The sequence below is a fragment of the Pelagibacterium xiamenense genome, from assembly GCF_021166475.1.
In the GTDB taxonomy this organism is placed as follows: Bacteria; Pseudomonadota; Alphaproteobacteria; order Rhizobiales; family Devosiaceae; genus Pelagibacterium; species Pelagibacterium xiamenense.
In genome coordinates this window covers 210,458-236,190 of sequence record NZ_JAJOYS010000001.1, presented here as the reverse complement: position 1 = coordinate 236,190, position 25,733 = coordinate 210,458, and the positions used below count along the sequence as shown (strand labels likewise).

The following is a 25,733-nucleotide window of genomic DNA, read 5'->3' as shown; positions in this document are numbered from 1 at the left end:
TTCCAGGATCAATCCTGCTGAGGTTTGTGCATTCCTAGCTGATCTCGCCCTGTACGACTCCCTGTTCAAACTCCGGTGTTATGCGCCACCGCGGATGAACACGCCAGATGGCGGGTGAGATGCCCCCCCGGTCAGCGCCAGGTGCTGCGCGGCAAACGTGACCGCCTTGGCGCATTCCTCGCTCTCATCCACGATAACGAGAAATTTGCGTTTGTATTCATCCGCATAGCGGTCTGAGGGATCGGACAAGCGCGGGTTCCGGTGCCTGTTGCGAGACGCGGCATGCTGCCACAGCGGATTTGAGGAGGGGTGGGGTGAATGGGACGGAGCGTGGCCGATATTGCTCCTTCGATATCAGGGTTTGGCCTCAACGAGTTCTGCCAATTGAGCCACGACTGTGCCCCAGCCATCGTGGAATCCAAGCTCTTCATGTTTCGCCCGATCCGCACCGTCTTTGTGCAAGGCCTGTGCGCGATATCGGGTCCCTTCAGGGTGGTCCGATAGCGTGATGATCGCCGTCACAAACCCGTTGTTCGCTGGCCGCCAGCCACCGGTAAGTACGTTTGTGTAAACGATGCGTTGCTCGGGAATAACCTCGAGAAAGCACGCTGACAGGTGGGGCACGAAAGGCCCGCCATCCTTGCTCATCTCGGTGACAAACGCCCCACCTGGCTGCACGTCCAGACTGACGACCCGGCAGGTCAAAGGGTGTGGTATCCACCATTGAGCCAGGCGCTTCGGGTCCACCCAGGCATTCCAAACGCGGTCTCGCGGTGCCTTGATAAGGCGCGAAACCTCAAGATCAAGCTCCGCGGTCACTGACGGCTCCCTCTTCCTGTTCGCTCAAGACGAATGCTTCCAGCCGGTCCGTCTGCGCTTCCCAAATTTTTCTTTGCCCCGCCAGCCACTGCTCCGCACTGGAAAGGCCTGGACCGTCGATTACGCATGTCCGGGTCCGCCCCGCCTTTCTGGTTCGGATCATCCCGCTCGTTTCAAGAAGCCGAATGTGTTTCATGAACGACGGCAGTCCCATGTCGAACGGACGTGCGAGTTCGCTGACGCTGGCCGGCCCTTGCCCAAGTCGAGCAATGACTGCTCGACGGGTCGGATCGGCGAGCGCAAGAAAGATATTGCTTAGTTCGTCAGGCTGTTGCGTGGCTGATTGGATCATTTAAACCCTCACTCGCCTGCGGAGCCGGCAACCGATAGATTGGTTTGCCCACGGATATATGTTCCGACCGCTCCGTCGCCGGAGTTCTCAAAACGACACATTAAAAGGCCCGCCGGGGTCCGTTCCTCGGAAAGCAGATTGAACCCCAAGGGCGCTGGGGCCTCGCCAAAGAGCTTCCGACCCTGGCCTACAATCACGGGAGCGATGGCGATGCGCAATTCATCAACGAGGTTTGCGGCTAAGAGCGACCGCCCCAGCCGCCCGCTGCCGTGCACCTGAAGCTCGCCGCTTCCATTTTGTTTCAGCGCCGCCACTGCGCCTTCAACATCCTGATTCAAGACCGTTGCCGGCCCCCAAGCGGTGTCGACCGACGCGCTTGCCGCAACATATTTGGGAAGTGAATTAAGACGTGCAGCATTGCGGTCGGCCGGATCAGTGATCGTAGGCCACACAGTGGAAAATTCCTCGTATGTTCGCCTGCCAAACAGGAATCCGGTCGCAGAGGCCGCCCACTCTTCCACCCTTTGCTCCATCACCGCATCAACGAAGGGCACAAACCAGCCACCCCGGTCAAAGCCGCCCGATCGATCCTCATCTGGAGATCCCGGGCCCTGATATACGCCGTCGAGCGATAGAAAATTCAAAAGGACAACGCGCACTTCAGCCTCCAGTCACAATAGTATTCCTTTTGGCGAACTATCATGCATTGATACTTCTCTCAAGAGGAAAGTTTTTGCGCAGGCATATGAGGCTGCGAGGCGACCGGGCCGTGGCTGCGTGTGACACCCACCTGGCCGAGACGCGTCGCCCGGACCATTTGTTGCCGCTAAGGCTCGAGGTTTTCGAGATCGGCGAGGAGGCTCGGATGGGTCGGGGTCCAGCCAAGAGTCTCGCGCGTGTGTGCGCTTGAGGCGGGCTGATCGGCGGCAAAGATGGGGCCGAGCGGGCCATAGGTTTCGGGGGGAACCGACTGCACCGGCAGGCCGAGGCGGCGGCCGATGACGCCGGCAATGTCGCGCACCGCGTCGCCCTCGTCGGCCACGGCGTGCCAGGCGGTGCCGGCTTGCGCGTGTTCCAGCGCCAGACGGAACAGGACCGCGGCGTCGCGGGCGTGTACCGCCGGCCAGCGCTGGTTACCATCGCCCGCATAGCCGGAGACGCCCGACTGGCGGGCGATATTGGTCAGGAGGCCCGCAAAGCCGCCATTGCCCTTGTCGTGCACTGTGCGGGGCAGGCGGACGGACGCGCTGCGTACGCCCTGCGCGGCGAGGCCGAGAATGGCATTGACCGTGCGGCTGCGGCCACCCACCGGACCATCGAGCGGCAGCGGATCGGCCTCCGTCGCGGCGCGCCCCGGGATCCCGGGCGTGCCCGAAACGGTGACCAGAGGGCGATTGCTGCCAACAAGCGCATCGCCGAGCGCGGTCAGCGCCGCAGTCTCTTCGGCAACGCTGCGGGCAAGCGCTTGGGGGCTGCTGAAATCATTGCTGAAGGCCAGGTGAATGACGCCGTCCGCCTTCGCTGCGCTGGCGCGCAGAACGTCGAGATCGGTCAGGCTACCGGCGATTGGCTCGGCTCCGGCCTTGCGAGCGGCGTCGGCGGAGGCCTCCGAGCGTGCCAAAGCCAGGACGGTGTGATTGTGGGCAAGCAGTTCGGCGATGACGGGGGTGCCGACGAGGCCGGTGCCGCCAGTGATGAAAACGCGCATGCGTATCTCCCTGCGTTATGTCAGTGACTGACATATAGACAAGATGACAGTAACTGACAACAGGGTTATATGAAGATATGCCACGCTCTTCCGAAGACGCCCGTTACCGTATGCAAATCGCTGCCCTCGAGCTGTTCACAAAGAACGGTTTCGAGCAGACCACGGCGGCTCAGATCGCCGCGCGGGCCGGGGTGACCGAGCGCACGTTTTTTCGGCACTTTCCCGACAAGCGGGAGGTGTTGTTCGCCGGCCAGGAGGTGCTGAGCGCGGCGCTGACCGAGGCGATCGTGCAGGCACCGGCGGACCTGCCGCCGCGCGCGGTTCTGCGCCGCGCCTTTGCCGATGTCACGCCATTGCTCGAGGGCAACCGGCGCTTCTCCGAGCCGCGCCAGCACATCATCGCAGCCAATCCAGCGTTGATGGAGCGGGAAGTGGCCAAGCATGCCGCGCTGGCCGGCGTGGTGGCCGACGCCTTGCAAAAGCGCGGCATTGCACCGGCGCGCGCGGCCTTTGCAGCAAAGGCGGGCCTGGTCGTCCTGGGCCATGCGCTCGGCTTGTGGTTCGAGAAAGCGTCCCAGCCTCTCGAGACGTGCATTGCCGAGGCTTTCAAGGAGCTCGATCTGTTCGTCTCCCCCGCCGGAGATTCGTAGACGCCCTACCTCCCGCTCGCTGGCTGCATATCGGGCGGCGTGTTCTCTGGCCGGACTTGCGCGCCGTTCAGGCGATGGCACCTTCAAACGCCGCCGCCGTGCCGGACAAGGCGGTGGCGGTCTCGCGCGCGTAGCGCGCGGGGGTGACGCCCACGTCGCGTGTGAACGCCACACTGAAGGCGCTGGCGGAGCGGTAGCCTACCTGCCGGGCGATTTCGCCCACGCTCGCCTCGCGCCTGCGCAACAGGTCCTTGGCCAAAGCCAGCCGCCAGGCCGTCAGATATTCCATCGGCGCCATGCCCACCGCGCTTGCGAACCGCGCATGGAACCCCGACCGCGACAGGGCCGATTCCCGCGCCAGTTCGGCGACGGTCCAGCCGCGGCCGGGCTTTGCATGCATACGCCTTATCGCCACGGCCAGCCGCTCGTCCGACAGGCCTCGCAGCAATCCCGGGGCGCTGTCCGGTTCGGCTGTCGTCCGCAGCGCCTCGATGAACAGCACTTCGAGGAGATGCTGCAACACGACCTCCCGCCCCGGCCTGTCTCCCACGGCCTCCTCGCCCAGCAACTCCATCAGCATGGCCAGACGATGCTGGGCACGCACGACCACCAGTTTGGGCAGCAGCGAGGAGAGCAGGACCGCATCGTCGGACTGGAAGATACAGTAACCCACGAGCGCCCGCATATCGATGGGACCGTCGACGCTGCCGACGCGGTATCCGCCGCCGGGCAGGATGACCGGGTCGACGACCATGTCGCTATTCTTGCTGGGCACATCGCTGAGCATCATGAAGTCCTGCGCCGAGGGAATGAGGATGAAGTCGCCCGCGTTGACGACGACCTCGCCGCCCTGGTGATCCCGATAGCGCAGGCTCCCCTTGAGCACGGCAACGTAATAGGGATTGGGCGACTGCGTCCGCCGCACGCGCCATGGCCCCGAGCCCGTGACGCATTTGGAAAACGGTGCCCCCGGGCGCAGCAAACCGACGATCTGGGCAAGGGGATCAGCCATTCTGGACTCATTCGAAATTTCTTTGGATTTATGAATATAGGACGTCCAGGCGCCTGTGACCATCTCCTGTTCGGTCAACCAGGAACAGGATCATGCCATGACTGAACACTCACGCATCGCACTCGTAACCGGCGCCAATCAGGGCATCGGGTTGCAGATCGCGACCGACCTCGCCGCCAGCGGGCTCACGGTGCTGCTTGGCTCGCGCAACGCCGGCCGCGGCAAGGCGGCGGCTCAAACCATCGCGGGGGACGTCCATCCCATCGAGCTCGATGTCACCGACGCGGCTTCGATCAGCGCCGCCGCCGCGCAGGTCGCGCAGCAGTTCGGCCGTCTCGACATTCTGGTCAACAATGCCGCGATCTCCCGGGCCAACGGTCAGCAAAGCGAGTCCATGCAGGACTACATCAAGCGTTCGCGCGCGACGCTGATCTCGATCGATGAGGTGCGCACCATATGGGAGACCAACGTCTTCGGCGTCCTCGCGGTCACCCAGGCCTTCATTCCCCTGTTGCGCAAATCGGACGCGGCGCGCATCGTCAACGTCTCGAGCAATTTGGGCTCGCTCACCATCAATTCCACACCCCATCCCTATCGAGCGACCTTCAACCCCGGCTATGGCGCGTCCAAAACCGCGCTCAACGCCATGACGCTGGCCTTCGCCATCGATCTTGAAGCCGAAGGCATCAAGGTCAACGCGGTGACCCCGGGGTTCACCAGGACGGCGCTCAACAACTACGAAGGCACCGAGACCGTCCAGCAGGGCGCTGCCGAGGCCGTTCGCGTCGCCCTCAGCCGCGAACACCCGACGGGCACCTTCACCGGTTCGGTCAACGAAGCCTTTCCCTGGTAGCGTAAACAAGACCCGCCGGCACAATGCCGGCGGGCCGATCCACCCCTAGATCGTCCGATAGAACGGCGCGTAGCGATCCGTGAACGCATGCTTGGGGCGCAGCTGGAAGCCCGCCTCGAGGATGCGCGCGGTTTTGATCCGGTCGATCCGGAACACGCGGGACGACCCCCGGAGGTGGTCCCAGGCGACGATGTACCAGATGGGCCAGTTGAGCAGGATGTATTGCGCCTCGATCACCCGAAGGGTGCGCTCGCCGGCTTCGGATTGGTACGCGATCTCCACGCATCGCTGGCGCAGGAAGGCTTCGGCCATGGCCTCGGATACGCGCGGGGACGCCGTTGTGTAGGCAGAGACGAGGTTTGCCTGCGCGTTGTTGCCGATCATGATGCGTTTGCGCAGATTGCTGACGGCGCCGCGCTGCTTTTGGGGGAAGGCCTGGAAGAGCTTTTGCCGGATCGCCGTGAGGTTGCCCGTGAGCAGGGGTGAATTGAGGGATTCGACGATGGCGAGCGCGAGGATCAGTTCGACCACCTCGCGGTGGCTGAGATTGAGCCGCTCGATGCCCCAGCGGCCGTCGAGCCGGATGCCGCCGCCGCGGCCTTTGTCGGACTCGATGGGATAGCCGGCGTTTCTGAGCGCCGCCAGTTCGCGCATGAGCGTGCGCTGGCTGACGCCCAGGTGCTCGCGCAGGGCGGCGGTGGTCCAGTGGGCCTCGGAGCGCAGGAGGCCGATGAGGCGGGTGCGGCGCTCGGCGCGCCGTTCGAAGCTGGAGGCTGTCATTGCCGTTTAATGTGCCAGAATACGGCATAATTGGCCATATGCTTCTCTTTATGGCGCTGTCCGAGGCGGGCGGCGCTTATCCGATCCCTCCCAAAAGAGAAGAAAGGCCTGCCATGTTCGATCCAGCCGACTTTCCCACGTCCACGCTGATCCCCGTCAACGGTGTGGAGCTCGAAGTTTTCGAAGCGGGGCGGGAGCATGCGGGGAACCCCATCGTGCTCTGCCATGGCTGGCCGGAGCATGCGTTTTCCTGGCGCTACCAGGTGCCCGCGCTGGTTGCGGCGGGCTATCACGTCATCGTTCCCAACCAGCGCGGATACGGCAATTCATCGCGGCCGGCGGCGGTGAGCGATTACGATATCGCGCACCTTTCGGGCGATCTGGTCGGGTTGCTCGATCATTTCGGGTACGCGGACGCCACTTTTGTCGGGCACGACTGGGGGGCGATGGTGGTCTGGGGGCTGGCGCTTTTGCACCCCGGGCGGGTCGCCAGGCTGATCAATCTGAGCCTGCCCTATCAGGAGCGCGGGGAGGTGCCCTGGATCGCATTCATGGAGGCGGTGTTTGGCGGCGACTTCTATTTCGTCCATTTCAACCGGCAGCCGGGGGTCGCGGACGCGGTGCTGGACGCCAATGTGTCCCGGTTCCTTGGCAATCTTTACCGCAAGAACGTGCCGCCCGGCCCGCCTGCGCCGGGGATGATGATGATCGATCTGGCGCGGGCGGAGACGCCCCTGGGCGAGGCGCTGATGAGCGAGAGGGAGCTGGCTGTCTTCGTTTCCGCGTTCGAAGCGTCGGGGTTTACGGGGAGCATAAACTGGTACCGGAACCTCGACCGCAACTGGCACCTGTTGGGGGACGTCGACCCGGTCATCGAGAAGCCCGCGCTCATGATTTATGGCGCACGGGACACGATTGCGAAGGCCGAGCGGCTGGCGGACTTCGTGCCGGGCGTGGAGGTGGCCGAACTCGATTGCGGGCACTGGATCCAGCAGGAAAGGCCCGAGGAGACGAACCGGGCGATTTTGGAGTGGTTGGGGCGGCAGGGCGCGGCCTAGGATGGGGGCGCGTCGAGCTGGCGCCTCAGCCAGTGGCGGAATGCTCTGAGCGCCGGGCCGTTCCTGGTGTCGATCCAGCACAGGTAATAGTGGCTCCCGGTCTCCTCGCGTCGGCTGTCGCCGGCAAAGAGCTGCACGAGGCGGCCGGTGGCGAGGTAAGGCGCGGCGTAGACCCGGGGCAGCCAGGCCACGCCGTGCCCGTCGAGCGCCGCGGTAAGGGTGAGGGCGCTGGGCAGGCGGGTGATGCGGGTGTGCGTCTTGTGGGCGACGCCGTGAGCGGCGAACCAGTGGGCCATTTCGGTGTCGCGGTCCTCGTCGAGAATCCATGGCAGTTTCACGAGATCACCGGGCGTTTCGACAAGGACCGATGCCAGAGCCGACGGCGCGGCGACGGCGATGTGGCGGCTTTCGAGCAGCCTTTCGCAATTGAGCCCCGGCCAGGCGCCGTCGCCATGGCGGACGGCGGCGTCGAAATCGCCTTGCGCGAGATCGTGCAGCTTCGCATCGGCATTGATGCGCAGGTCGATCTGCGGGTGGCGCTTTGCGAAATCGCCGATGCGCGGGAGCAGCCAGTGCTGGGCGAAATGCGGCGTCACGGTAATGTTGAGAATATTCTCGTCGCGGCGGAAGCTGTCGATGTCGGCGGCCATGGCCCGCAGGTGGCCGAGCAGGCCGGCGGCGAGCTCGGCGGCGTCGGGCGCCATGACGAGGCGATTGCCCGAACGGGTGAAGAGCTTGCGCTGCAGGCGGTCTTCGAGGCCACGCAGGTGCTGGCTTATGGCGCCATGCGTCACGTTGAGCGCATCCGCGGCGGCGCCGACGGAGCCGGTTTCGTGGACGGCCGCAAAGGCACGGAGGGCGTTGAGGGGCAGCCAGGCGATGTCGGGGCGGTTGGACATGTTAGAAAAACTAACGAGGGTTCAGCATTTCTGGCAAGCCCCGGCCCGCATGACTTGTTAGCCTTTGTCGCAAGTTTCCGGAATGGAGTTGCGGCCGATGGTTGGCAGTTTTTCTAATAATGACGTGCAGGCGTTCACGGCGCGGGCGAGCGAGGGGGAACTCGAGGATTTGCGCGCGCGGCTGGCGAGCGCGCGGTTGCCCGAGCGCGAGACGGTCTATCGCCCCGCACCCGATCCGCGCCGGTGGGATCAGGGCGTGCCGCTGGCCGATCTTGTCGCGGTCGTCGAATACTGGCGCAAGGCCTATGACTGGCGGGCTTTCGAGGCGCGTCTTCATCGGATCGGGCAGTTCCGCACGACAATCGACGGGTTGGGTATCCATTTCCTGCACCGGCGGTCCGGCCGGGCGGACGCGACGCCGTTGATCCTGACGCATGGCTGGCCGGGGAGCGTTGCGGAGTTCGCGCATGTGGTGGAGGCATTGGCGGAGCCCGGGGACCCGGACGCGCCGGCGTTCCACGTCGTCGTGCCGTCGCTGCCGGGGTTCGGCTATAGCGAGAAACCCGCCGCCACCGGGTGGGGGGTCGGCCGGATCGCGGCGGCGTGGGTGGAGCTTATGGCACGGCTGGGCTACCGGCGCTTTCTCGCCCATGGCGGGGATTGGGGCGGGGTCATCACGACGGTGCTGGGCGGGCGGTTTCCCGATAGGGTCCTGGGCATCCACACGGTGCTCGCGCAAGCGCCGCCGGGGCTGTCGATGGACGAATTGACGGCGGCCGACCGCCAATGGGCCGAGGAGACCCAGGCCTTCTGGCGCGAGCGCGGCGCCTATGCCAAGCAGCAGGCGAGCCGGCCGCAAACGATCGGGTATGCGCTCGTCGATTCACCGGTGGGGCTTCTGGCGTGGATCCTCGACAAGTTCGCCGAGTGGAGCGATACCGCCGACAGCCCGTTCGAGACGATATCGCGGGACCGCATTCTCGACGACGTCACTTTGTACTGGCTGACGGGGACGGGGGCGTCCGCGGCGCGCATTTATGCCGAAAGCCATGGCGGGGTGAATGCGTTCGATCCCGATCTTAGGGTCGATGTGCCCTCCGCGATCACGATCTATCCGCGCGATATCGAGAAGTGCCCGCGCGCCTGGGCGCAGGAGCGGTACCGGCGGATCGTGCGCTGGCGGGCGGCGCCCGCCGGGGGACATTTCCCCGCGCTCGAGGTTCCCGACGCCTTCGTTGCCGATCTGCGGGCGGGGCTTGCGGCGGTTCTGGCCGCCGGCGGATAGCCGGCCCACCCGTGAGGAACCCCGAAACGCTCTACGACGGCGTCGATGCCTCGAAAGCATCAAGGAGGCTCACCAGGAGATCGCGACTCTCGGACAGTCTCCGGCGCCGGTCGTCGAGCGCGTCGATCTGCCCGCGCAATTTCAACTTGAGTTCGTCGCATGGCTCGAATGCATGCCTGCGGTCGAGGGCACAGGGCAAAAATTCGCGAATGGTCGAGAGGGTCATGCCCGCGCTTCCGAGCAACCGGATGCGCTCAAGCGTGTCCAGATCGGAGGCATCATAGTCCCGATATCCCGACGGGGTTCGCCCGGGTGTGAGCAGGCCGCGCGATTCGTAGTAGCGCAGCATCCTGACGCTGACACCCGATTTGCGGGAGAGTTCGCCGATCTTCATCCTGAGGCCTTGACCCTGACAGTGCTGTCAGACCCTACAAAACGCGCCTGACACAGTAAACCGCTCAGGAGCACAGCGATGACAGAGACAACGGGCTTTCGAACGGAAATCGATGGACGACCGGCGAGTGCCGATGAGCTTTCCGCCCTCGCCTTTGCGGGGTTTGCGCATTTCACGGCCATGCAGGTTCGCGACGGCGCGGTGCGGGGCCTCGATCTTCACCTGGCGCGGCTAAGATCGGCGTCGATGGAATTTTTCGGCCGGGCACTGCCCGACGATTCGGTACGCCAGCGGCTCAGGAGCGCGATAGCGGACGGGCCCTCGGCCCTGTCGCTGACCGCGACCATGTATTCGCGGAACGGAGAGTTTACCCCGCACGGAGCGGCAGACGATCCCGCCGTGCTGGTCCGCACGGCGCCTGCCTTCGGTGGCCCGAAGGGACCGCTACGCCTCAATACGGTGCAGCATGAGCGGCCCCTGCCATCGATCAAGCATGTGGGGGAGGCCTCGAAGACCTATTACCTCCGGCAGGCCGTGAATGCGGGGTATGACGATGCCGCCTTTCTCGACGCGCGCGGATTTATCAGCGAGGCCACCATCTGGAACCTCGCCTTCTGGGACGGCGACGCCGTCGTCTGGCCCAAGGCGAATATGCTGGCGGGGATCACAATGGCCATCCTCCGCCGCCAGCTCGACGCGCTCGGGATCGCGCAGCGCGAGGAGCGGATCGATCCGGCGCACATGGGCGAATTCAAGGGTGCGGCGGTCATGAATTCGTGGACGCCGGGCGTACCCGTCAAGACGCTTGGGTCCACCGCCCTGCCCGTGTCGCAAGCTTTCATCGATGTGCTTGGCCGGGCCTATGAGCGCGAGCCGTTGACCGTTATCTGAGCGGCCGGCAACACCGCCGGGCCGAAAACTGCCCGGAGACGATGAGAGGGCGAACAGGGCGCCGGAGCGGCCCCTACCGCTCCGCCGATTGACCTATTGCGCGCGTGGACTACTCCAATGGCCATATTTCAACGACGCCGTGCGCGACAGCACAGGGGACGGTCGAGACTTTTTCGATCGCTTCGGCCAGGTCAGCAGCGTCTATGATGGTGAACCCCGCGATCGGCAGATCTGATGACATGAAGGACCCATCGGTCGTTTCGACACCCAACGCGTCCGAATTGCGCACCTGTACCGGCTTGCCGGCAATCCCTATCAGGGCCCCTTCCGAGCGCAGCTTAGCGTCCTGTTGGTGAGCGGCGTCGGTTATGGCCTGGGACGTGCGGTCGTATCCGGTCTGATCGCCATACCCGATCGTAACGAATTTCGGCATTGTGTGATCTCCTTTTTATGGGACTCTGCGTGACGATTTGGCGGCGGATGTCGCTTGCGCAAACTGCCAAGGGTCCGAGACGGACGAGCCTTTATTCGCGCTCGGAAGGCCAACGCGGGCTCATCGCATCACATCAACCAATTGTATGTTGCAATTGGTTCGGTAGCAAAACTGATTGCATTTTGCAAGTAGTACGAATCCGCGAGCAACGACAGCCCGCAATGTGCACGACTCCAAGTCGCCTCTGGAGGACATGGATCAAAGGCGCAAGAGCAGAGCCGGGACGGCGTGGGGATGGCCTTCGCCTTACCGGAGGGCGCCGGGTCGACCTTTTCGGATTACCCTGGGCAAGCCCGGGTTGGCATGCTTGAGAGGTGGTGCCGCTTGGCGCTTCTTGTCCCTACCGGACGAAGCCGACGATGTCGCGGACTTCGGCCATGGTTGTTTCCGCCAGTGCGCGGGCGCGGTCGGCGCCGTCGCGGAGGATGGTGTCGATTTCGCCGGGGTCGGCGACCAGCCGGCGCATTTCGGTGGCCTGGGGGGCGAGGACCGAGACGGCGAGTTCGGCCAGAGCAGGCTTGAAGGCGCCGAAGCCCTGGCCGCCATATTCGGCGAGCACGTCGTCGACGCTCTTGTCGGCGAGGGCGGCGAAGATGGAGACGAGGTTGGCGGCTTCGGGGCGGGCATCGAGGCCCTGAGCCTCGGACGGGAGCGGTTCGGGGTCGGTCTTGGCCTTCTTGATCTTTTTGGCGATCGCGTCGGCGTCGTCCATCAGATAGATGGTGGCCATGTCCGAGGCGGCGTCGGACTTGCTCATCTTCCTGGTGCCGTCGCGCAGGCTCATGACGCGGGTGGCCGGGCCGGCGATGACCGGTTCGGTCTGGGGGAAGTATTCTTCCTCATAGCCTTTGGCTGCAATCGCGGGGCCGAAATCGTTGTTGAACTTGGCGGCGATGTCTCGCGTCAGCTCCAGGTGCTGCTTTTGATCCTCGCCTACGGGCACGTGGGTGGCCTTATAGAGGAGAATGTCGGCGGCCATGAGCGAGGGATAGGCGAAGAGCCCCAGCGAGACGTTTTCCGAGTTCTTGCCTGCCTTGTCCTTGAACTGGGTCATGCGCGCCATCCAGCCCATGCGCGCGACACAGTTGAAGACCCAGGCCAGTTCGGCGTGCTCGGCGACCTGGGACTGGTTGAAGATGATCGATTTTTTCGGATCGAGCCCGGCGGCGAGATAGGCCGCGGCGATCTCGTAGGTCCAGCGCCGCAAATCCGCCGGGTCCTGCCAGACGGTGATCGCGTGCATATCAACGACGCAATAGATGCACTCGAAATCGTCCTGAAGGGGCACGAAGCGCTTGATGGCGCCGAGGTAATTGCCCAGGTGCAGATCGCCCGAAGGCTTGATGCCGGAAAAGATGCGGTTGGTGAATGGCATGGATGTCTCGGGAAGTCGAAGAAAGGCTGGGGCTGCTTGTTTGGTGCGTTCTCGAGCCGCAAAAGCGGTGCCCACTTTTGCTGAGAACGCCCCCTGCGGTTTAGCCGCTTAGCCCGTCCGCCGCAAGCGCGCGAGCAGCGTGCCGAGCTTCTGGATGCCCGTCAAATGCACGAGGGCGAAATAAACCGCGAGCCCCACCGCGATGAGGACGCCCAGCGCGACGATTTTTTGCAGCGTGCCGGCATTGGCCGCGAGCCAGGGGGCGAGCGGGATGGCGAGCAGCCAGAGAACGAGCGCCATCGCGAGGGCGACGCCGAGGATCATGGCGTGGCGCCGGATCTGGCTCGCGGGCAGGCGGAAGTGCCCGCGCCGGGCGAGGAGGAAGGCGAGGGCGATCGTGTTGACCCAGGCGGAAACGGTGGTCGCGATGGCGATGCCGACATGCTGGAACGCGGGGAAAAGCGCGAGCGAAATGGCGATGTTGACGACGACCGAAACCCCCGCGATGACGGTCGGGGTGACCGTATCCTCGCGGGCGAAAAAGCCCGGCTGGAAGACTTTTATGAGGACGAAGGCAGGAAGTCCGAGCGCGAAGGCAACGAGCGCGTCGGCGGTGGCACGGGTCGCCGCCGCGTCGAAAGCGCCGCGCTCGAAGAGCACCGAGATGATGGGGGTCGCGAGCGCGGCGAGCGCGGTTGCGGCGGGGAGGCTCAGGAGCATCGAGATCAAGAGCGCGGTGTTCTGGCTGGTTTCGGCCTCGGCGAGGCGCCCGCCTTTAAGGTGTCTCGAAAGCTCGGGGAGGAGGACGACGGAAATGGCGATGCCGATGATGCCGAGCGGAAGCTGGTAGAGCCGGTCGGCGTAATAGAGGTAGGAAATGGCGCTGTCGGCCTGGGAGGCGATGATGGTGCCCACGAAGATGTTGATCTGGGTGATGCCGCCCGCGAGCATGGCGGGGATGGCGAGGAACCAGAAGCGCTGGACGGATTTGTCGACGACCGGCCAGGTGAAGCGCGGCATGAAGCCGGTTTTGGCCAGCGCCCAGACGACGAGCGCCAGTTGCACCACGCCGCCGGCCATGACGCCGATGGTGACCCAGATGGCGTCGAAGGCCGGATCGTTGGCCTGGTAGAGGACGAGGCCGACAAGCACGATAATCGTCGCGATGTTCAAAAGCACCGGCGCGAAGGCGGCGGCGAGGAAGCGCCCCAGCCCGTTCAGGATGCCGCCATAGGCGGCCATCAGGCTCATGCAGGCGAGATAGGGGAAGCAGATCCGCGTCAAGAGGACGGTCAATTCGAACTTTTCGGGGTCGTCGAGAAAGCCCGGCACGAAGGGGACGAGGATCGCCTCCATGAAGATTTCGGCGAGGATCGTGACGATAACGAGGAAGACGATGAGCCAGGAGACGATGCGGGTCGCGATCTCGCGCGCGGCCTCCTTGCCCTGCTGCTCGAGCGCGCCGGAAAAGATCGGCACGAAGGCGGTGTTGAAGACGCCTTCGGCAAAGAGCCGGCGGAAGAGGTTGGGGAAGCGGAAGGCGGCGAAGAACGCGTCGGCGGCGGGGCCGGTGCCCAGCACGCCGGCCATAAGCATGTCGCGGACGAAGCCGAAGACGCGGCTTACAAGCGTCAGCGCGGAGACGGAGAAGAAATTGCGGTAGAGGCTCAAGGGCGGGGGTCCGGGGTGGCGATTGTTGCCGGTTCCATCACGCCGCGCCCTTCTTCGTTTGCCTTTCGGGCTCGAACACGGCTTCGAGCGCGTCGCGAATGCGCTTCTGGCGGGCTTTGGATTCGATTTTGCCGCCGGTCAGATCGGTGACGTAGAAGACGTCGACGGCCTTTTCGCCATAGGTGCCGATATGGGCCGAGCCGATGGTGAGGTTGAGGTCCGAGATCGCGCGGGTCAGATGGAACAACAGCCCGGTGCGGTCGAGGCCGGAGATTTCGATGACCGTGAACTTGTCGGAAAGCTTGTTGGAAATGAAGATTTCCGTGGGGACCGAAAAGGGCTGCAGGCGGCGGTTGTAGCGCGAATCGTGGCCCAGATCGTCGGGGAGGTATTTGCGGCCCTCAAGCAGCGCCTTGACGGTTTCGGTGATGCGGGCGGCGCGGACCTTTTCGTCCTCGTCGGTCTTGAAGGTGCGGCGCAGGCGGAAGGTGTCGAGCGCATGGCCGTCGCGGGTGTTGAAGATCTGCGCGCCGATGATCGAGGCGTCGGCCATGGTGCAGGCGCCGGCGATAAGCGACAAAAGCCGGGGGTGGTCGGGGGTATAGAAGCTGACCTCGGTGATGCCCTCGAATTCCTTGATCGCGGTGGTTGCCGCAAAGGCGCCCTTGTTCTCGCCGGCGCGGTCGAGCATTTTGGCGTGGGCGACCTGCAGTTCGGGCTCGGCGCGGAGCCAGTAATTGGGGAAATGGCGCGCGGTATAGGCCTTGAGTTTCGATTTGGGCCAATCGGGCAGGGCGGCGGCCAGTTCGTCCTGAGCCTCGGAAATGCGCTGGCGCTGGGACACCTGGGAATGGCCGCCCGAAAGGAGCGGTTCGGTCGCGTAATAAAGCGCGCGCAGGAGCGAGCCTTTCCAGCCCGTCCAGACGCCGGGGCCGACGGCGCGGATGTCGCAGGCGGTGAGGATCATCAGCAATGCAAGCCGCTGCGGGGACTGGACCACCTCGGCGAAATTGCGGGCGGTCTCGGGGTCCTGGATATCGCGCGATTGCGCGATCTCGCTCATGAGCAAGTGATGGCGGACGAGCCAGGCGACGGTTTCGGTTTCCGCGGGGGAGAAACCCAGGCGCGGGCAGAATTTGCGGGCAATGGCCTCGCCGGCCACCGAATGGTCCTCGGGACGGCCCTTGGCGATGTCGTGGAGAAAGAGCGTCACGTAGAGGAGGCGCACATCGGAGAGATGCGGCAGGAGCTCGTGGGTCAAAGGCAGTTCGTCCTTGAGCCCGCCGTTCTCGATTTCGGCCATGACGCCGACGGCGCGGATCAGATGCTCGTCCACCGTATAGTGGTGATACATATTGAACTGCATCAGGGCGACGATCTTGCCGAATTCGGGGACGAACTTGCCCAAAACGCCGGATTCGTTCATCCGCCGCAGGATACGCTCGACCGATTTGGGCGCGGTGAGGATGTCCTTGAAATAGGCGTTGGCGCGGGCGTCGGCGCGCAGGCTCTTGTCGATCAGGCGCATGGAGCGTGTGAGCTGCTTGAGCGCGTCGGGATGGAACATCACGCCTTCGCGGCCGGCAACCCAGAAGATCTTGATGATGTTGACCGGGTCTTTTTCGAAGACGTCGGGCGCGGCAATGGTGATGCGGCCGTGCTCGAGAACGAAATCGGGCTCACCGCGGATGGCGCGGCGGGTCTTGCGGAAGGATTTGAAGACGCGGCCGAAGGCGTCGACCTTTTTGGCGTGGGCGAATTCGAGCGACGTGCAGAAGATACGGGTGAGATCGCCCACATCCTTGGCGACGAGGAAATAGCGCTTCATGAAGCGCTCGACGCCGAGCATGCCGGCGCGGTCGGCATAGCCCAGCCGCTCGGCCATTTCCTGCTGGACTTCGAAGGTCAACCGGTCGTCGGCGCGCCTCAAAAGGAAGTGAAGGTTGCAGCGGACGGCCCAGAGGAAATCCTCGGCGCGCTGGAAGGAGCGGAATTCGGCGCGGGAGAAGACGCCCTTGTCGATCAACTCGTGCGAGGTGCGCACGCGGTAGAAATATTTGCCGATCCAGTAGAGCGTATTGAGGTCGCGCAGCCCGCCCTTGCCGTCCTTGATGTTGGGCTCGACGACGTAGCGGGTGTTGCCCTGGGCCTCGTGGCGCGCGTCGCGCTCGGCCATTTTCGCGGCGATGAATTCGGGGCCGGTCTTTTCGACGATCTCGGTCTCGAACCGGTCGCGCATCTGGCTAAAGAGGCGCTTGTCGCCGGTCAAGAACCGGCTTTCGAGCGTCGCGGTGCGGATGGTCATGTCGGATTTGGCCATCCGGATGGAATCGTCGACCGAGCGGACCGCGTGGCCGACCTTCTGCCCCAGGTCCCAGAGCATATAGAGGACGAATTCGGTGACGCTCTCGCCCCAGGGGGTCTGCTTATAAGGCAGGATGAAGAGGAGATCGATGTCCGAGCCGGGCGCGAGCGTGCCGCGGCCGTACCCGCCCACCGCGGCGATGGCGAGGGCCTCGGCCTCGGAGGGGTTTTCGCGCGGGTAGACGTAACGGGTGGCCCAGATGTGGACGGCGCGGATGACCTCGTCCTGTGCGTGGGCGATGGCCTGGGCGCAGCGCGTGCCCTTGTGGGTGGCGAGAAGTTCGGTTTCGGCGGCGGCGCGGGCGGATTTGAGCGCGGACCTGACCGTATCGAGCAGGATCGCGCGGGCGGCGGGGCTGTCGGGCGCGACATCGGCGGTCGCCTCGCGCGCGGCGCGCACGAGGGCTTCGGCGTCGAGGCCACCGCGCGCCGGGGGACGCTTTACCTGGGTCTGCGGTTCAGCCTGTGCGGTCAGCATTATGTGCCTTTTTCAGCGAATAGATCCATTCGAGCGCTTCGCGCGGGGTCATGTCGTCGGGGACGACAGACTCAATCATAGCGTGGATCGGGTTATCATCGGGTTGCGCTGGCCCGGGTCCCGGCATATGGGCAAAAAGCGGCAGATCTTCAAGGACGGAGCCGGGATCGGACTGCCCACGCTTCTCCAGAAGCTCCAGAATGGCGCGGGCGCGCTCGACGACGGGGGCGGGAAGCCCGGCGAGGCGGGCGACCTGGATGCCATAGGAGCGGTCGGCGGCGCCTTTTTGCACTTCATGGAGGAAGACGACGTCGCCCTTGTATTCGCGCACGGTCATGGTGTGGTTGGAGACGCGCGACAGCGTTTCCTTGAGCGCGGTCAATTCGTGGTAATGGGTCGCAAACAGGCCGCGGCAGCGGGTCGTTTCGTGCAGCGCCTCGACGCAGGCCCATGCGATCGAGAGCCCGTCGAAGGTCGCGGTGCCGCGCCCGATTTCGTCCAGAATCACAAGCGAGCGCCTGGTGGCGCGGTCGAGGATGGCGGCGGTTTCGACCATTTCGACCATGAAGGTCGAATGGCCCTGGGCGATGTCGTCGGACGCGCCGACGCGGGAGAAGACCCTGTCGATGGCGCCGATATGGGCCGAGCGCGCAGGGACGTAAGAGCCCATCTGCGCGAGGATGGCAATGAGCGCGTTCTGGCGCAGGAAGGTCGACTTGCCGCCCATATTGGGGCCGGTGATGAGCCAGAGCTGGCCGGCATCGGCGTCCTCAGGAGCCGAGAGGTCGCAATCGTTGGCGACGAAACTCTGGCCCTCGCGTTCGAGGGTCGCTTCGACGACGGGGTGACGTCCGCCTCCGATCTCGAAGGCGAGCGAACCGTCGATCACCGGGCGGCAATAGCCGCGTTCGGCGGCGAGGGTCGCCAGCGACGCGGCGACGTCGAGCGCGGCCATGGCGTCGGCGGCGGCCTGGAGCTCTTGGGTGGCCGCGAGCACAGCCTCGCGCAGGCGCGCGAAAATCGAAAGCTCGATCTCAAGCGCGGTATCCTGCGCGCGGGCGATCTTGCCTTCGAGTTCGGCCAGTTCGCCCGTTGTGAACCGCATGGCGTTGGCGAGGGTCTGGCGGTGGATGAAGGTCTCGCGGTGCGCGTCGAGGAGTTTTTGCCCGTGGTTTGAGGGCACCTCGACGAAGAAGCCCAGAACGTTGTTGTGCTTGATCTTGAGCGCCTTGACGCCGGTTGCTTCGCAAAGCTCGGCCTGGAGCCTGGCGACGACGGTGCGGGATTCGCGGCCCAGCTGGCGCTGGGTGTCGAGTTCGGGGTCGTAGCCCTCGGCAACAAAGCCGCCGTCACGGGCCAAGAGCGGGAGGTCTTCGGCGAGGGCCGATCCGAGCTCGGCGGCGAGACCCGCAGGGGCCTTGCCGAGCGCCACCGCGATATCGAGGAGCCCCTGGGGGAGCGGATCGAGCCCCCCGAGGAGCCCGCCAAGCTCCAGCGCGCGGGCGACGCCGTTGCCGATGGCGGCAAGGTCGCGCGGGCCGCCGCGTTCGAGCGCGAGGCGGTTCAAGGCGCGGGCGATATCGGGGGCCGAGCGCAATTGGGCACGAATATCGGTGGTGGTGACGGAATTGTCGATGAGCGCCGTGACCATATCGAGCCGCGCGTTGACGGCTTCTGGGTCGATGAGCGGGGCCGCCAGGCGGGCGGAGAGAAGCCGGGCACCGGCGGGGGTCACGGTCTTGTCGATGGCGTGGCGCAGGCTGCCCCGGGTCTCGCCGCGATTGGTGGTGAGCAATTCGAGCGAATTGCGGGTCGCCAGATCGATCCGCATGTGCCGGGCGGCGTTCTGGATCTGCGGCGGGCGCAGCGCCGGGAAATGGCCCTTCTGGGTTTCCGCGACATAGCCCACGAGTGCGCCCAGAGCCGCGCGGGCGGCGCGCGAGAAGGCCGTGGGGTCGAGAGCGCCATCGGTGAAATGGCCGCGCAGGAGGCTCGCCGCGGCCTCGGAATCGAACCGGTCGGGCGGCAGGAGCGTGCAATCGGCGATGAGCGGGGCCGGAATGCCGGCTTCGCGCAAGGCGTCGAGGGTCGATTGGGTCATCGCCAGTTCGGCAGCGTCGATGCGGCCCAGTTCGTCTGCAATCGCCTCGCGCGATATGTCGGCGACGAAAAGATCCCCGGTTGAGATATCGGCCCAGGCGAGGGCGAAATCGGCGTCGCCGTGGCGCAGCATGGCGAGGGTGGCGAGGAAGTTGTGGGCGCGGGCGACGAGGTGGTCGTCTTCGGTCAACGTGCCGGGGGTGACGAGCCGCACGACGTCGCGCTTGACGACGGATTTCGAACCGCGCTTTTTGGCTTCGGCGGGGTCCTCGACCTGTTCGCAGATCGCGACCTTGTGGCCTAAGCGGATGAGCTTGTTGAGATAATCGTTGGCCGCGTGGATGGGCACCCCGCACATGGGGATATCTTCGCCCAGATGCTTGCCGCGCTTTGTGAGCGTGATTGAAAGCGCCTGGGCGGCGATTTCGGCGTCCTCGAAGAAGAGCTCGTAAAAATCGCCCATGCGGTAAAAGAGCAGATAGCCGGGGTTGACGCCCTTGATCTCGAAATACTGCGCCATCATGGGCGTCACGGCGCTCGAGGCAGCGGGGCCGGTCTGCGCGCTATCGATGTCCCTGGACATGATCTGTGGCATCGGGACTGGATGGTCCTTGCGGGTGGACGTTTCAAAGTTTGCGAACGTATTGCAGTTCGTGCCCGATTCCAACAGCCGGGGCGGCCCTTCACGCTGCTTTTAAGACGAATGTGAAAAGTGTGTGCGATAGGGCGCAGGGGCGTTGGCGAGCCGGGTCGTGACGAGGACGTCGGTGGTGCCGAAGGCGGGGTCGATGGCGGCTTCGGGGCTCACATACGCGCCGAGCGCGAGATAGCCGCGCAGGAGCGGGGGGAGGCGGCGGCGCAAGCCGGCCCCAGGGCGCGTGAGTGGGGCGACGGGGACGGCGCGTTCGGGGCGGGCGCGGACGGTCCATTCGTCCGGGGCCGCGGCGACGCCTGCAAGATAACCCAGGGCGTCCGCGTGGCGTTTCGCGTCGGCGCCGGGGAGGCTCGCGGTGCCGAAATAGACATCGATGGCGTTTTCGCGCGCATAGGCGGCGAGGCCGGCCCAGAGCGCGTGCATGGCGGCGCCGTGGCGGTGGGCGGGGGCGATGCAGGTGCGGCCGACTTCGCAAAAGCGCAGACGGGGATGACGCGCCAAAAGCGGCGCAATGTCGAACTCGGCCTCGGCGTAGAACCCGGCGCGGGCGGCGGATGCGGGGAGAAGGCGCGCGGTGCCCGCGATGACCCCCGTCGTGTGGTCGCAAACGAGAAGGTGATCGCAGTCGGCGTCGAAGCGGTCGGCGTCGGAAAACCCGAAGACGGCGCGGCGCACGCGGTGGGCGGCGGCGCGCTCGGCCTCGGTAAGGGCGAGGCGCGCGCTAAACCGGCCTACGCGCGCAAGCGGCGGCGGCAGGAGGGCACTGGCATCATGCACAAGCGCAGCGGCCTGCATCCAGTCCCCTACCCGATTTCGAACCGGCACCAATGCCGGTAGGGGGTGTCCGGCGTCACGACGATCGAGGGGAAATGCGCGTGCGCCAGCGCGCCGGGGAATTTCTGGTCCTCGAGGCAGAGGCCCGAGTGCTTGCCGTAATAGCGCCCGCCAATGCCGGGGACGGGGCAGTCGGTCCAGACGGCGTTATAGAACTGCACGCCCGGACGGTCGGAAAAGAGTTTCAGCGTGAGGTCCTTATCGGGGGCGGTGACGATTGCGAGGGGGTCCTCGAACTTGCGGGCCGTGGGCAGCACGAGGTTGACGTCGTAGTTCAACGGATTGCCCGCATCGTCGCGGAGCGTCCGGGGTTTGCGCAGGTCGTACTGGGTGCCGTAGACGGGCAGGAGCGCGCCGGTGGGCACGAGGTTTTCGTCGACCTCGGAATAGGCGCTCGCGAGGGTTTCGACCGTGTGGTCGAGGATCGTCTCGGTGGTGCCGAGATTGAAATACTGGTGCTGGACGAGGCTGATGGGCGTCGGGCGGTCGGGCATGGCGGAGAGCTCGAGGCTCAGCGCGTTGCCTTTGAGCGTGTAAACCGCCTCGAAATTGACGTTGCCGGGAAAGCCCATGGCGCCGTCCGGGGAGAAATGGGTGAACCTGACCGCATTGGCGGCTTCATCGATCTCCATATCCCAGACCTGGCGGCCGAGACCCTCGGGGCCGCCATGGAGGCAGCTTCCGGTCTGGTTTTCAGGCAGGTGATAGGTCTGGCCCTCGAGGGTGAACTGCGCGCCCGCGATGCGGTTGGCGACGCGGCCGGCGAGCGAGCCGAAATGGGGGGAGTGCTCGGGGTAGGGGTCGAAGGTTTCGAACCCCAGTACGACCGAACGCAGACCGCCGGCGACGGGGACGCGCCAGTCGCGTACGGTGACGCCCCAGTTCAAAAGCGCGATCTCTGCTCCCGTGTCGGAGACCAGAAGCGCCTCGTCGACGCGCTTGCCGTTGAATTCGCCTGCGGTATTGACGGTTATCGCCATGGTGTTCTCCCCCTAGAGCCGTTTATCTCCCCTATCACCATTTTCGCGGGGATGGCGAGCCGTGACTTGACGGATTCGGGGATGCGCTGCAATGAGTATCGTACCTCAAATGCGCGGGAGAGGAGGCCTAAGGTGGGCACGGAGCGGTCCGAGAGGGTGACGGTGCACGACCTCGCCAAGGCGGCGGGCGTGTCGCTGGCGACGGTCGATCGCGTGCTTAACGGGCGCGCCGGGGTGCGGCCAGCCACGGTCGAGAAGGTCGAGGCCGCGATCGAAGCGATCGGGTACCGACGGGATTTTACCGCCTCGATGCTGGCGCGGGCGCGCGATATCCGGCTTTGCTTCATCCTGCCGGACGGGACCAACCAGTTCATGGCCAAGCTCGCCGACGCCGTCGAGCGTGCGGGAGCGAACGCGCGGGCCGAGCGCGGGCAGTTCACGCTTTTGCGCGTCAAGGCGATGGAGCCGCGCGCGCTCGCCGACGCGCTCGATGCGCTCGCGCCGGAAGCTTGCGATTGCGCGGTGATCGTCGCCATCGACAAGCCCGAAGTGCACGCGGCGGTGGCGCGGGCAACCGGGCGGGGGATCAAAATCGTGACGCTGGTCTCCGACCTCCCCGGATCGGCAAGGCGGGCCTTTGTGGGGGTCGACAATATCGCGGCGGGGCGCACTGCGGCCTCGCTGATGGGGCGGTTTCTGCCCGAGGGGAGCACGGTCGGGCTCGTTGCGGGGTCGATGGAGCTGATCGACCATGCCGAGCGTGTCGCGGGGTTCCGGGCGGTTGTCGAAGCGGAATTTCCGACGCTTGTGGTCAAGGGTCCCATCGAGGGGCAGGACGAATTTACGCCCACCTACGAAAAGGCGCTCGGCTTCCTCAAGGAAAACCCCGAGCTTGGGGGCATCTACAATGTGGGCGCGGGGAATGCCGGGCTCGTAATGGCGATCAACGAGGCGGGGCGGTCGGATTTGCGCGTCATTGCGCATGAATTGACCGGGCCGACGCGGGCGGCGCTCGGCTCGGGCGCGATCGATTGCGTCATCGACCAGGATCCGGACGCCGAAGTGCGCGCGGTCTGGGCCGAGGCCAAGCGGCTGGTGCTTGGACCCGACGCCGCGCCGGCGCCGGGGGAGATCGAGATTAAGGTTTTCCTTAGAGACAATATGCGCTAGGACTCCACCCATTCCATAATCAAGGACAAGCCGCTGAAAAAACGGCGCGCACCTTTTGAGGAGATTTCGTTATGATCGGTTTTGAGGTACGTGCCTCATGAGTGCTTATCTCGGTCTCGATATCGGGACGTCCGGGGTCAAGGCCGTCGTGATCGACAGCGAGGGCGCGGTTCTGGGAGAGGCCACCGCGCCGCTTTCTGTATCGCGGCCCAGGCCCGGATGGTCGGAACAGGACCCCGCTCACTGGTGGGACGCGGTTCTGGGTGCCATCGATACGCTCGCCAGGGACCGGCCCGAGGCGGTTGCGTCGGTCGAAGGCATAGGGCTTTCGGGGCAGATGCACGGGGCGACGCTGTTGGACAAAGACAACGCCGTCATCCGCCCGGCGATCCTCTGGAACGATGTGCGTTCGGATGTCGAATGCGCGGAACTGGAGGCCAACGAGCCGCGCAGCCGGGACATTTCGGGCAATATCGCGATGCCGGGGTTCACGGCGCCCAAGCTGCTCTGGGTCAAAAAGCACGAGCCTGAGCATTTCGCGCGCACCGCCAAGGTGTTGCTGCCCAAGGATTATGTGCGGTTTCTTTTGACCGGCGGGTTCGTTTCGGAGATGTCGGACGCGGCGGGCACGCTATGGCTCGACGTCAAAAAGCGCGACTGGTCGGACGCGCTGTTGGCCGCGACCGGGCTCGCGCGCGCTCATATGCCCGATCTTGTCGAAGGCTCGGCGGTTTCGGGCACGCTCAAGGATGAGCTCAAAGCGCGCTGGGGGATGCGCGGCGAGGTGGTCGTTGCCGGGGGCGGGGGCGATAACGCAGCCTCGGCCTGCGGGATCGGCGCGGTCTCGCCGGGCGAGGGGTTCGTGTCGCTGGGGACCTCGGGCGTGCTGTTCGTTTCGAACGAAAAATTCCGGCCCAATACCGAGGGCGCGGTGCACGCCTTCTGTCACGCGATCCCCGAGACCTGGCACCAGATGGGCGTGATCCTTTCGGCGACGGACAGCCTCAACTGGCTGGCCAAGCTCGTGGGGCAGGACCCCGCGGCGCTGACCGGGGCGGTTGCGAAGGAATATTCCGGGCCGGGCGAAGAGATATTCCTGCCCTATCTGTCGGGCGAGCGGACGCCGCACAACAGCGCGCATGCGCGCGGGTCGTTCGTTGGGCTCTCGCATCTTTCCGACGCGCGGACGATGGCGCAGGCGGTGATGGAAGGCGTGGCGTTCGCCGTACGCGATTGCCAGCGCGTCCTTTCGGATGCCGGGACAACCATCGAGACGCTCATCGCCGTAGGCGGCGGCTCGCGGTCGGAACTGTGGCTCGAGATGATCGCGACCAACCTCAAGATGGAGATCGCCGTGCCCGAGGCGGGCGATTTCGGCGGCGCCTTCGGCGCGGCGCGGCTGGGGCTGATCGCGGCGACGGGGGCCGACCCCAGAACGGTCTGCGCGAACCCCAAAATCGCCAGGACCATTGCACCAAGGGCGGATCTGATCGCCGCCTATGACGAACACTACCAGCGCTATCGCGCGCTCTATCCGGGTATCGAGGAGGCCCGCACGTAAATGACCGATTTCTTCAAAGGCATCGAGAAGGTCCGCTATGAGGGCCCCGAGAGCACCAATCCGCTGGCCTTCCGGCACTACAACCCCGACGAGATCGTTCTGGGCAAGCGGATGGAAGACCATCTGCGCTTTGCCATTGCCTATTGGCACTCGTTCGCCTGGGAAGGCGGCGACCCGTTCGGCGGGCGCACCTTCGAGCGGCCCTGGTTCGACGGGGAAATGGAAGCGGCGAAACTCAAGGCCGATGTGGCGTTCGAGATGTTCTCGCTGCTCGGCGCGCCCTATTTCTGCTTCCACGATGCGGATGTGCGGCCCGAGGGCGAGAGCTTTGCCGAATCGACAAAGCGCCTGAACGCGCTCGCGGACATCTTCGAAACCAAGATGGCCGAGACGGGGGTCAAGCTGCTTTGGGGCACCTCGAACCTCTTTTCCAACCGGCGCTTCATGTCCGGGGCGGCGACCAACCCCGATCCGGACGTCTTTGCCTATGCCGCGGCGACGATCAAATCCAATATGGACGTCACCAAACGGCTCGGGGGCGAGAACTACGTGCTCTGGGGCGGACGCGAGGGCTATGAAACGCTCTTGAACACCCGCATGGGCCAGGAACTCGACCAGATGGCGCGGATGCTCTCGATGGTGGTCGATTATAAGCACAAGATCGGGTTTAACGGTACGATCCTCATCGAGCCCAAGCCGCAGGAGCCGACCAAGCACCAGTACGACTACGACGTTTCGACGGTCTACGGGTTCTTGAAGAAATACGGGCTTGAAAAGGAGGTGAAGGTCAATATCGAGGTGGGGCACGCGATCCTTGCCGGGCACACCTTCGAGCACGAAATCGCCATGGCGGCCGCGCACGGGATCTTCGGGTCCATCGACATGAACCGCAACGACATGCAGTCGGGCTGGGATACCGATCAGTTCCCCAACAACGTTCCGGAAGTGGCGCTGGCGTATTACCACATCCTGAAGGCCGGCGGGTTCACGACCGGCGGCACCAATTTCGACGCGAAACTGCGGCGCCAGTCGATCGACCCCGAAGACCTGCTATACGGGCATATCGGCGGCATGGACACGTGCGCTCGCGGGCTCAAGGCCGCGGCGGCGATCATCGAGGACGGCGCCTACGACACATTCCTCGAGGAGCGTTATGCCGGTTGGCAGGCGCCCGAGGCGCAGGCCATGCTCAAGGGCGAGAGGACGCTCGAGGACATCGCCGCGCGGGTCGAGGCCGAGAACATCAACCCCGAGCCGCGGTCGGGCCGTCAGGAATATCTCGAGAACCTCATCAACCGGTTCGTCTAGAACCGCGTCGTCCCCCGCCCCAACCTGCCAGCGGGGCGGGGGA

Annotated in this window: 23 protein-coding genes; 8 read left to right on the top strand and 15 right to left on the bottom strand. The window is 65.0% G+C overall.

The window, feature by feature from the left end; translation table 11 throughout:
* Positions 1-354: 354 nt before the first annotated feature.
* The 4 genes from LSG43_RS01210 to LSG43_RS01195 form a co-directional block, all read right to left on the bottom strand.
* Positions 355-819, bottom strand: a complete 465-nt coding sequence (locus LSG43_RS01210) for an SRPBCC family protein (protein WP_231800580.1) — start codon at positions 817-819, stop codon at positions 355-357.
* Positions 803-1,171 carry an ArsR/SmtB family transcription factor gene (locus LSG43_RS01205; protein WP_231800578.1) on the bottom strand — a complete coding sequence of 123 codons (369 nt, stop codon included), beginning with the start codon at positions 1,169-1,171 and terminating at the stop codon, positions 803-805. Before LSG43_RS01205 ends, LSG43_RS01210 begins: the two co-directional genes overlap by 17 nt.
* A gap of 8 nt (positions 1,172-1,179) precedes the next feature.
* Positions 1,180-1,830, bottom strand: coding sequence for a dihydrofolate reductase family protein (locus tag LSG43_RS01200; protein ID WP_231800576.1), 651 nt, complete (start codon positions 1,828-1,830; stop codon positions 1,180-1,182).
* A gap of 167 nt (positions 1,831-1,997) precedes the next feature.
* Positions 1,998-2,879, bottom strand: a complete 882-nt coding sequence (locus tag LSG43_RS01195; RefSeq protein WP_231800573.1) for an SDR family oxidoreductase — start codon at positions 2,877-2,879, stop codon at positions 1,998-2,000.
* Between the two features lie 110 nt (positions 2,880-2,989).
* On the opposite strand from LSG43_RS01195, the gene LSG43_RS01190 reads away from it, so the two are divergent.
* Positions 2,990-3,529, top strand: a complete 540-nt coding sequence (locus tag LSG43_RS01190) for a TetR/AcrR family transcriptional regulator (RefSeq protein WP_231800572.1) — start codon at positions 2,990-2,992, stop codon at positions 3,527-3,529.
* Positions 3,530-3,596: 67 nt separating this feature from the next.
* On the opposite strand, the gene LSG43_RS01185 is transcribed toward LSG43_RS01190, so the two are convergent.
* Entirely contained in the window at positions 3,597-4,541 is a 945-nt protein-coding gene (locus LSG43_RS01185) for an AraC family transcriptional regulator (protein ID WP_231800571.1), read from the bottom strand.
* 97 nt (positions 4,542-4,638) lie between these two features.
* Between LSG43_RS01185 and LSG43_RS01180 the strand changes: the two genes are divergently transcribed.
* Positions 4,639-5,394, top strand: coding sequence for an SDR family NAD(P)-dependent oxidoreductase (locus tag LSG43_RS01180; RefSeq protein WP_231800558.1), 756 nt, complete (start codon positions 4,639-4,641; stop codon positions 5,392-5,394).
* A gap of 45 nt (positions 5,395-5,439) precedes the next feature.
* Here LSG43_RS01180 and LSG43_RS01175 read toward each other — a convergent pair whose 3' ends face one another.
* Complete coding sequence (locus LSG43_RS01175; RefSeq protein ID WP_231800557.1) at positions 5,440-6,174, bottom strand: helix-turn-helix transcriptional regulator; 735 nt, start codon at positions 6,172-6,174, stop codon at positions 5,440-5,442.
* A 113-nt stretch (positions 6,175-6,287) separates the two neighbouring features.
* Between LSG43_RS01175 and LSG43_RS01170 the strand changes: the two genes are divergently transcribed.
* Positions 6,288-7,232, top strand: a complete 945-nt coding sequence (locus LSG43_RS01170) for an alpha/beta fold hydrolase (RefSeq protein WP_231800556.1) — start codon at positions 6,288-6,290, stop codon at positions 7,230-7,232.
* On the opposite strand, the gene LSG43_RS01165 is transcribed toward LSG43_RS01170, so the two are convergent.
* Positions 7,229-8,131, bottom strand: coding sequence for a LysR substrate-binding domain-containing protein (locus tag LSG43_RS01165; protein WP_231800555.1), 903 nt, complete (start codon positions 8,129-8,131; stop codon positions 7,229-7,231). The two genes, LSG43_RS01170 and LSG43_RS01165, sit on opposite strands and share 4 nt — an antisense overlap.
* 97 nt (positions 8,132-8,228) lie before the next feature.
* Between LSG43_RS01165 and LSG43_RS01160 the strand changes: the two genes are divergently transcribed.
* On the top strand, positions 8,229-9,416 hold the full coding sequence (locus LSG43_RS01160) for an epoxide hydrolase family protein (RefSeq protein WP_231800554.1): 1,188 nt from the start codon (positions 8,229-8,231) through the stop codon (positions 9,414-9,416).
* A 31-nt stretch (positions 9,417-9,447) separates the two neighbouring features.
* Here the strand turns inward: LSG43_RS01160 and LSG43_RS01155 are convergent, their stop codons facing one another.
* Positions 9,448-9,810, bottom strand: a complete 363-nt coding sequence (locus LSG43_RS01155; protein WP_231800553.1) for a MerR family transcriptional regulator — start codon at positions 9,808-9,810, stop codon at positions 9,448-9,450.
* Between the two features lie 78 nt (positions 9,811-9,888).
* Between LSG43_RS01155 and LSG43_RS01150 the strand changes: the two genes are divergently transcribed.
* Complete coding sequence (locus LSG43_RS01150) at positions 9,889-10,701, top strand: aminotransferase class IV family protein (protein ID WP_231800552.1); 813 nt, start codon at positions 9,889-9,891, stop codon at positions 10,699-10,701.
* Positions 10,702-10,810: 109 nt separating this feature from the next.
* Here LSG43_RS01150 and LSG43_RS01145 read toward each other — a convergent pair whose 3' ends face one another.
* The 7 genes from LSG43_RS01145 to LSG43_RS01115 form a co-directional block, all read right to left on the bottom strand.
* A complete protein-coding gene (locus LSG43_RS01145; protein WP_231800551.1) occupies positions 10,811-11,134 on the bottom strand; it encodes a YciI family protein in 324 nt (107 codons plus the stop codon).
* A 400-nt stretch (positions 11,135-11,534) separates the two neighbouring features.
* Positions 11,535-12,569, bottom strand: a complete 1,035-nt coding sequence (trpS, locus tag LSG43_RS01140; RefSeq protein ID WP_231800549.1) for a tryptophan--tRNA ligase — start codon at positions 12,567-12,569, stop codon at positions 11,535-11,537.
* Positions 12,570-12,677: 108 nt separating this feature from the next.
* The gene (gene murJ / locus LSG43_RS01135) at positions 12,678-14,240 is read right to left on the bottom strand and encodes a murein biosynthesis integral membrane protein MurJ (RefSeq protein WP_231800547.1); all 1,563 of its coding nucleotides are present in this window, start codon (positions 14,238-14,240) and stop codon (positions 12,678-12,680) included.
* Between the two features lie 37 nt (positions 14,241-14,277).
* A complete protein-coding gene (locus tag LSG43_RS01130) occupies positions 14,278-17,082 on the bottom strand; it encodes a [protein-PII] uridylyltransferase (protein WP_231800545.1) in 2,805 nt (934 codons plus the stop codon).
* Positions 17,063-19,705, bottom strand: coding sequence for a DNA mismatch repair protein MutS (gene mutS, locus LSG43_RS01125; protein WP_231802751.1), 2,643 nt, complete (start codon positions 19,703-19,705; stop codon positions 17,063-17,065). Before mutS ends, LSG43_RS01130 begins: the two co-directional genes overlap by 20 nt.
* Before the next feature lie 171 nt (positions 19,706-19,876).
* Positions 19,877-20,632 carry a GNAT family N-acetyltransferase gene (locus tag LSG43_RS01120; RefSeq protein ID WP_231800543.1) on the bottom strand — a complete coding sequence of 252 codons (756 nt, stop codon included), beginning with the start codon at positions 20,630-20,632 and terminating at the stop codon, positions 19,877-19,879.
* An 8-nt stretch (positions 20,633-20,640) separates the two neighbouring features.
* On the bottom strand, positions 20,641-21,651 hold the full coding sequence (locus LSG43_RS01115; RefSeq protein WP_231800541.1) for an aldose epimerase family protein: 1,011 nt from the start codon (positions 21,649-21,651) through the stop codon (positions 20,641-20,643).
* A 132-nt stretch (positions 21,652-21,783) separates the two neighbouring features.
* On the opposite strand from LSG43_RS01115, the gene LSG43_RS01110 reads away from it, so the two are divergent.
* The 3 genes from LSG43_RS01110 to xylA all read left to right on the top strand — a co-directional run bounded on the left by LSG43_RS01110 (position 21,784) and on the right by xylA (position 25,690).
* A complete protein-coding gene (locus tag LSG43_RS01110; RefSeq protein ID WP_231800534.1) occupies positions 21,784-22,821 on the top strand; it encodes a LacI family DNA-binding transcriptional regulator in 1,038 nt (345 codons plus the stop codon).
* Between the two features lie 97 nt (positions 22,822-22,918).
* Positions 22,919-24,382 carry a xylulokinase gene (gene xylB, locus LSG43_RS01105; RefSeq protein WP_231800533.1) on the top strand — a complete coding sequence of 488 codons (1,464 nt, stop codon included), beginning with the start codon at positions 22,919-22,921 and terminating at the stop codon, positions 24,380-24,382.
* Positions 24,383-25,690, top strand: a complete 1,308-nt coding sequence (xylA, locus tag LSG43_RS01100) for a xylose isomerase (protein ID WP_231800529.1) — start codon at positions 24,383-24,385, stop codon at positions 25,688-25,690.
* The last annotated feature ends 43 nt before the right edge of the window (positions 25,691-25,733 follow it).

Bases quoted from the DNA above. Each gene is read 5' to 3' on its own strand.
- xylB (WP_231800533.1), top strand. From the start codon at position 22,919: ATGAGTGCTTATCTCGGTCTCGATATCGGGACGTCCGGGGTCAAGGCC.
- LSG43_RS01115 (WP_231800541.1), bottom strand. From the start codon at position 21,651: ATGGCGATAACCGTCAATACCGCAGGCGAATTCAACGGCAAGCGCGTC.
- LSG43_RS01175 (WP_231800557.1), bottom strand. From the start codon at position 6,174: ATGACAGCCTCCAGCTTCGAACGGCGCGCCGAGCGCCGCACCCGCCTC.
- LSG43_RS01190 (WP_231800572.1), top strand. From the start codon at position 2,990: ATGCAAATCGCTGCCCTCGAGCTGTTCACAAAGAACGGTTTCGAGCAG.
- LSG43_RS01120 (WP_231800543.1), bottom strand. From the start codon at position 20,632: ATGCAGGCCGCTGCGCTTGTGCATGATGCCAGTGCCCTCCTGCCGCCG.
- LSG43_RS01160 (WP_231800554.1), top strand. From the start codon at position 8,229: ATGGTTGGCAGTTTTTCTAATAATGACGTGCAGGCGTTCACGGCGCGG.
- LSG43_RS01165 (WP_231800555.1), bottom strand. From the start codon at position 8,131: ATGTCCAACCGCCCCGACATCGCCTGGCTGCCCCTCAACGCCCTCCGT.
- LSG43_RS01150 (WP_231800552.1), top strand. From the start codon at position 9,889: ATGACAGAGACAACGGGCTTTCGAACGGAAATCGATGGACGACCGGCG.
- trpS (WP_231800549.1), bottom strand. From the start codon at position 12,569: ATGCCATTCACCAACCGCATCTTTTCCGGCATCAAGCCTTCGGGCGAT.
- LSG43_RS01130 (WP_231800545.1), bottom strand. From the start codon at position 17,082: ATGCTGACCGCACAGGCTGAACCGCAGACCCAGGTAAAGCGTCCCCCG.
- LSG43_RS01195 (WP_231800573.1), bottom strand. From the start codon at position 2,879: ATGCGCGTTTTCATCACTGGCGGCACCGGCCTCGTCGGCACCCCCGTC.
- LSG43_RS01170 (WP_231800556.1), top strand. From the start codon at position 6,288: ATGTTCGATCCAGCCGACTTTCCCACGTCCACGCTGATCCCCGTCAAC.
- LSG43_RS01155 (WP_231800553.1), bottom strand. From the start codon at position 9,810: ATGAAGATCGGCGAACTCTCCCGCAAATCGGGTGTCAGCGTCAGGATG.
- LSG43_RS01180 (WP_231800558.1), top strand. From the start codon at position 4,639: ATGACTGAACACTCACGCATCGCACTCGTAACCGGCGCCAATCAGGGC.
- xylA (WP_231800529.1), top strand. From the start codon at position 24,383: ATGACCGATTTCTTCAAAGGCATCGAGAAGGTCCGCTATGAGGGCCCC.
- mutS (WP_231802751.1), bottom strand. From the start codon at position 19,705: ATGATGGCGCAGTATTTCGAGATCAAGGGCGTCAACCCCGGCTATCTG.
- LSG43_RS01205 (WP_231800578.1), bottom strand. From the start codon at position 1,171: ATGATCCAATCAGCCACGCAACAGCCTGACGAACTAAGCAATATCTTT.
- LSG43_RS01145 (WP_231800551.1), bottom strand. From the start codon at position 11,134: ATGCCGAAATTCGTTACGATCGGGTATGGCGATCAGACCGGATACGAC.
- LSG43_RS01185 (WP_231800571.1), bottom strand. From the start codon at position 4,541: ATGGCTGATCCCCTTGCCCAGATCGTCGGTTTGCTGCGCCCGGGGGCA.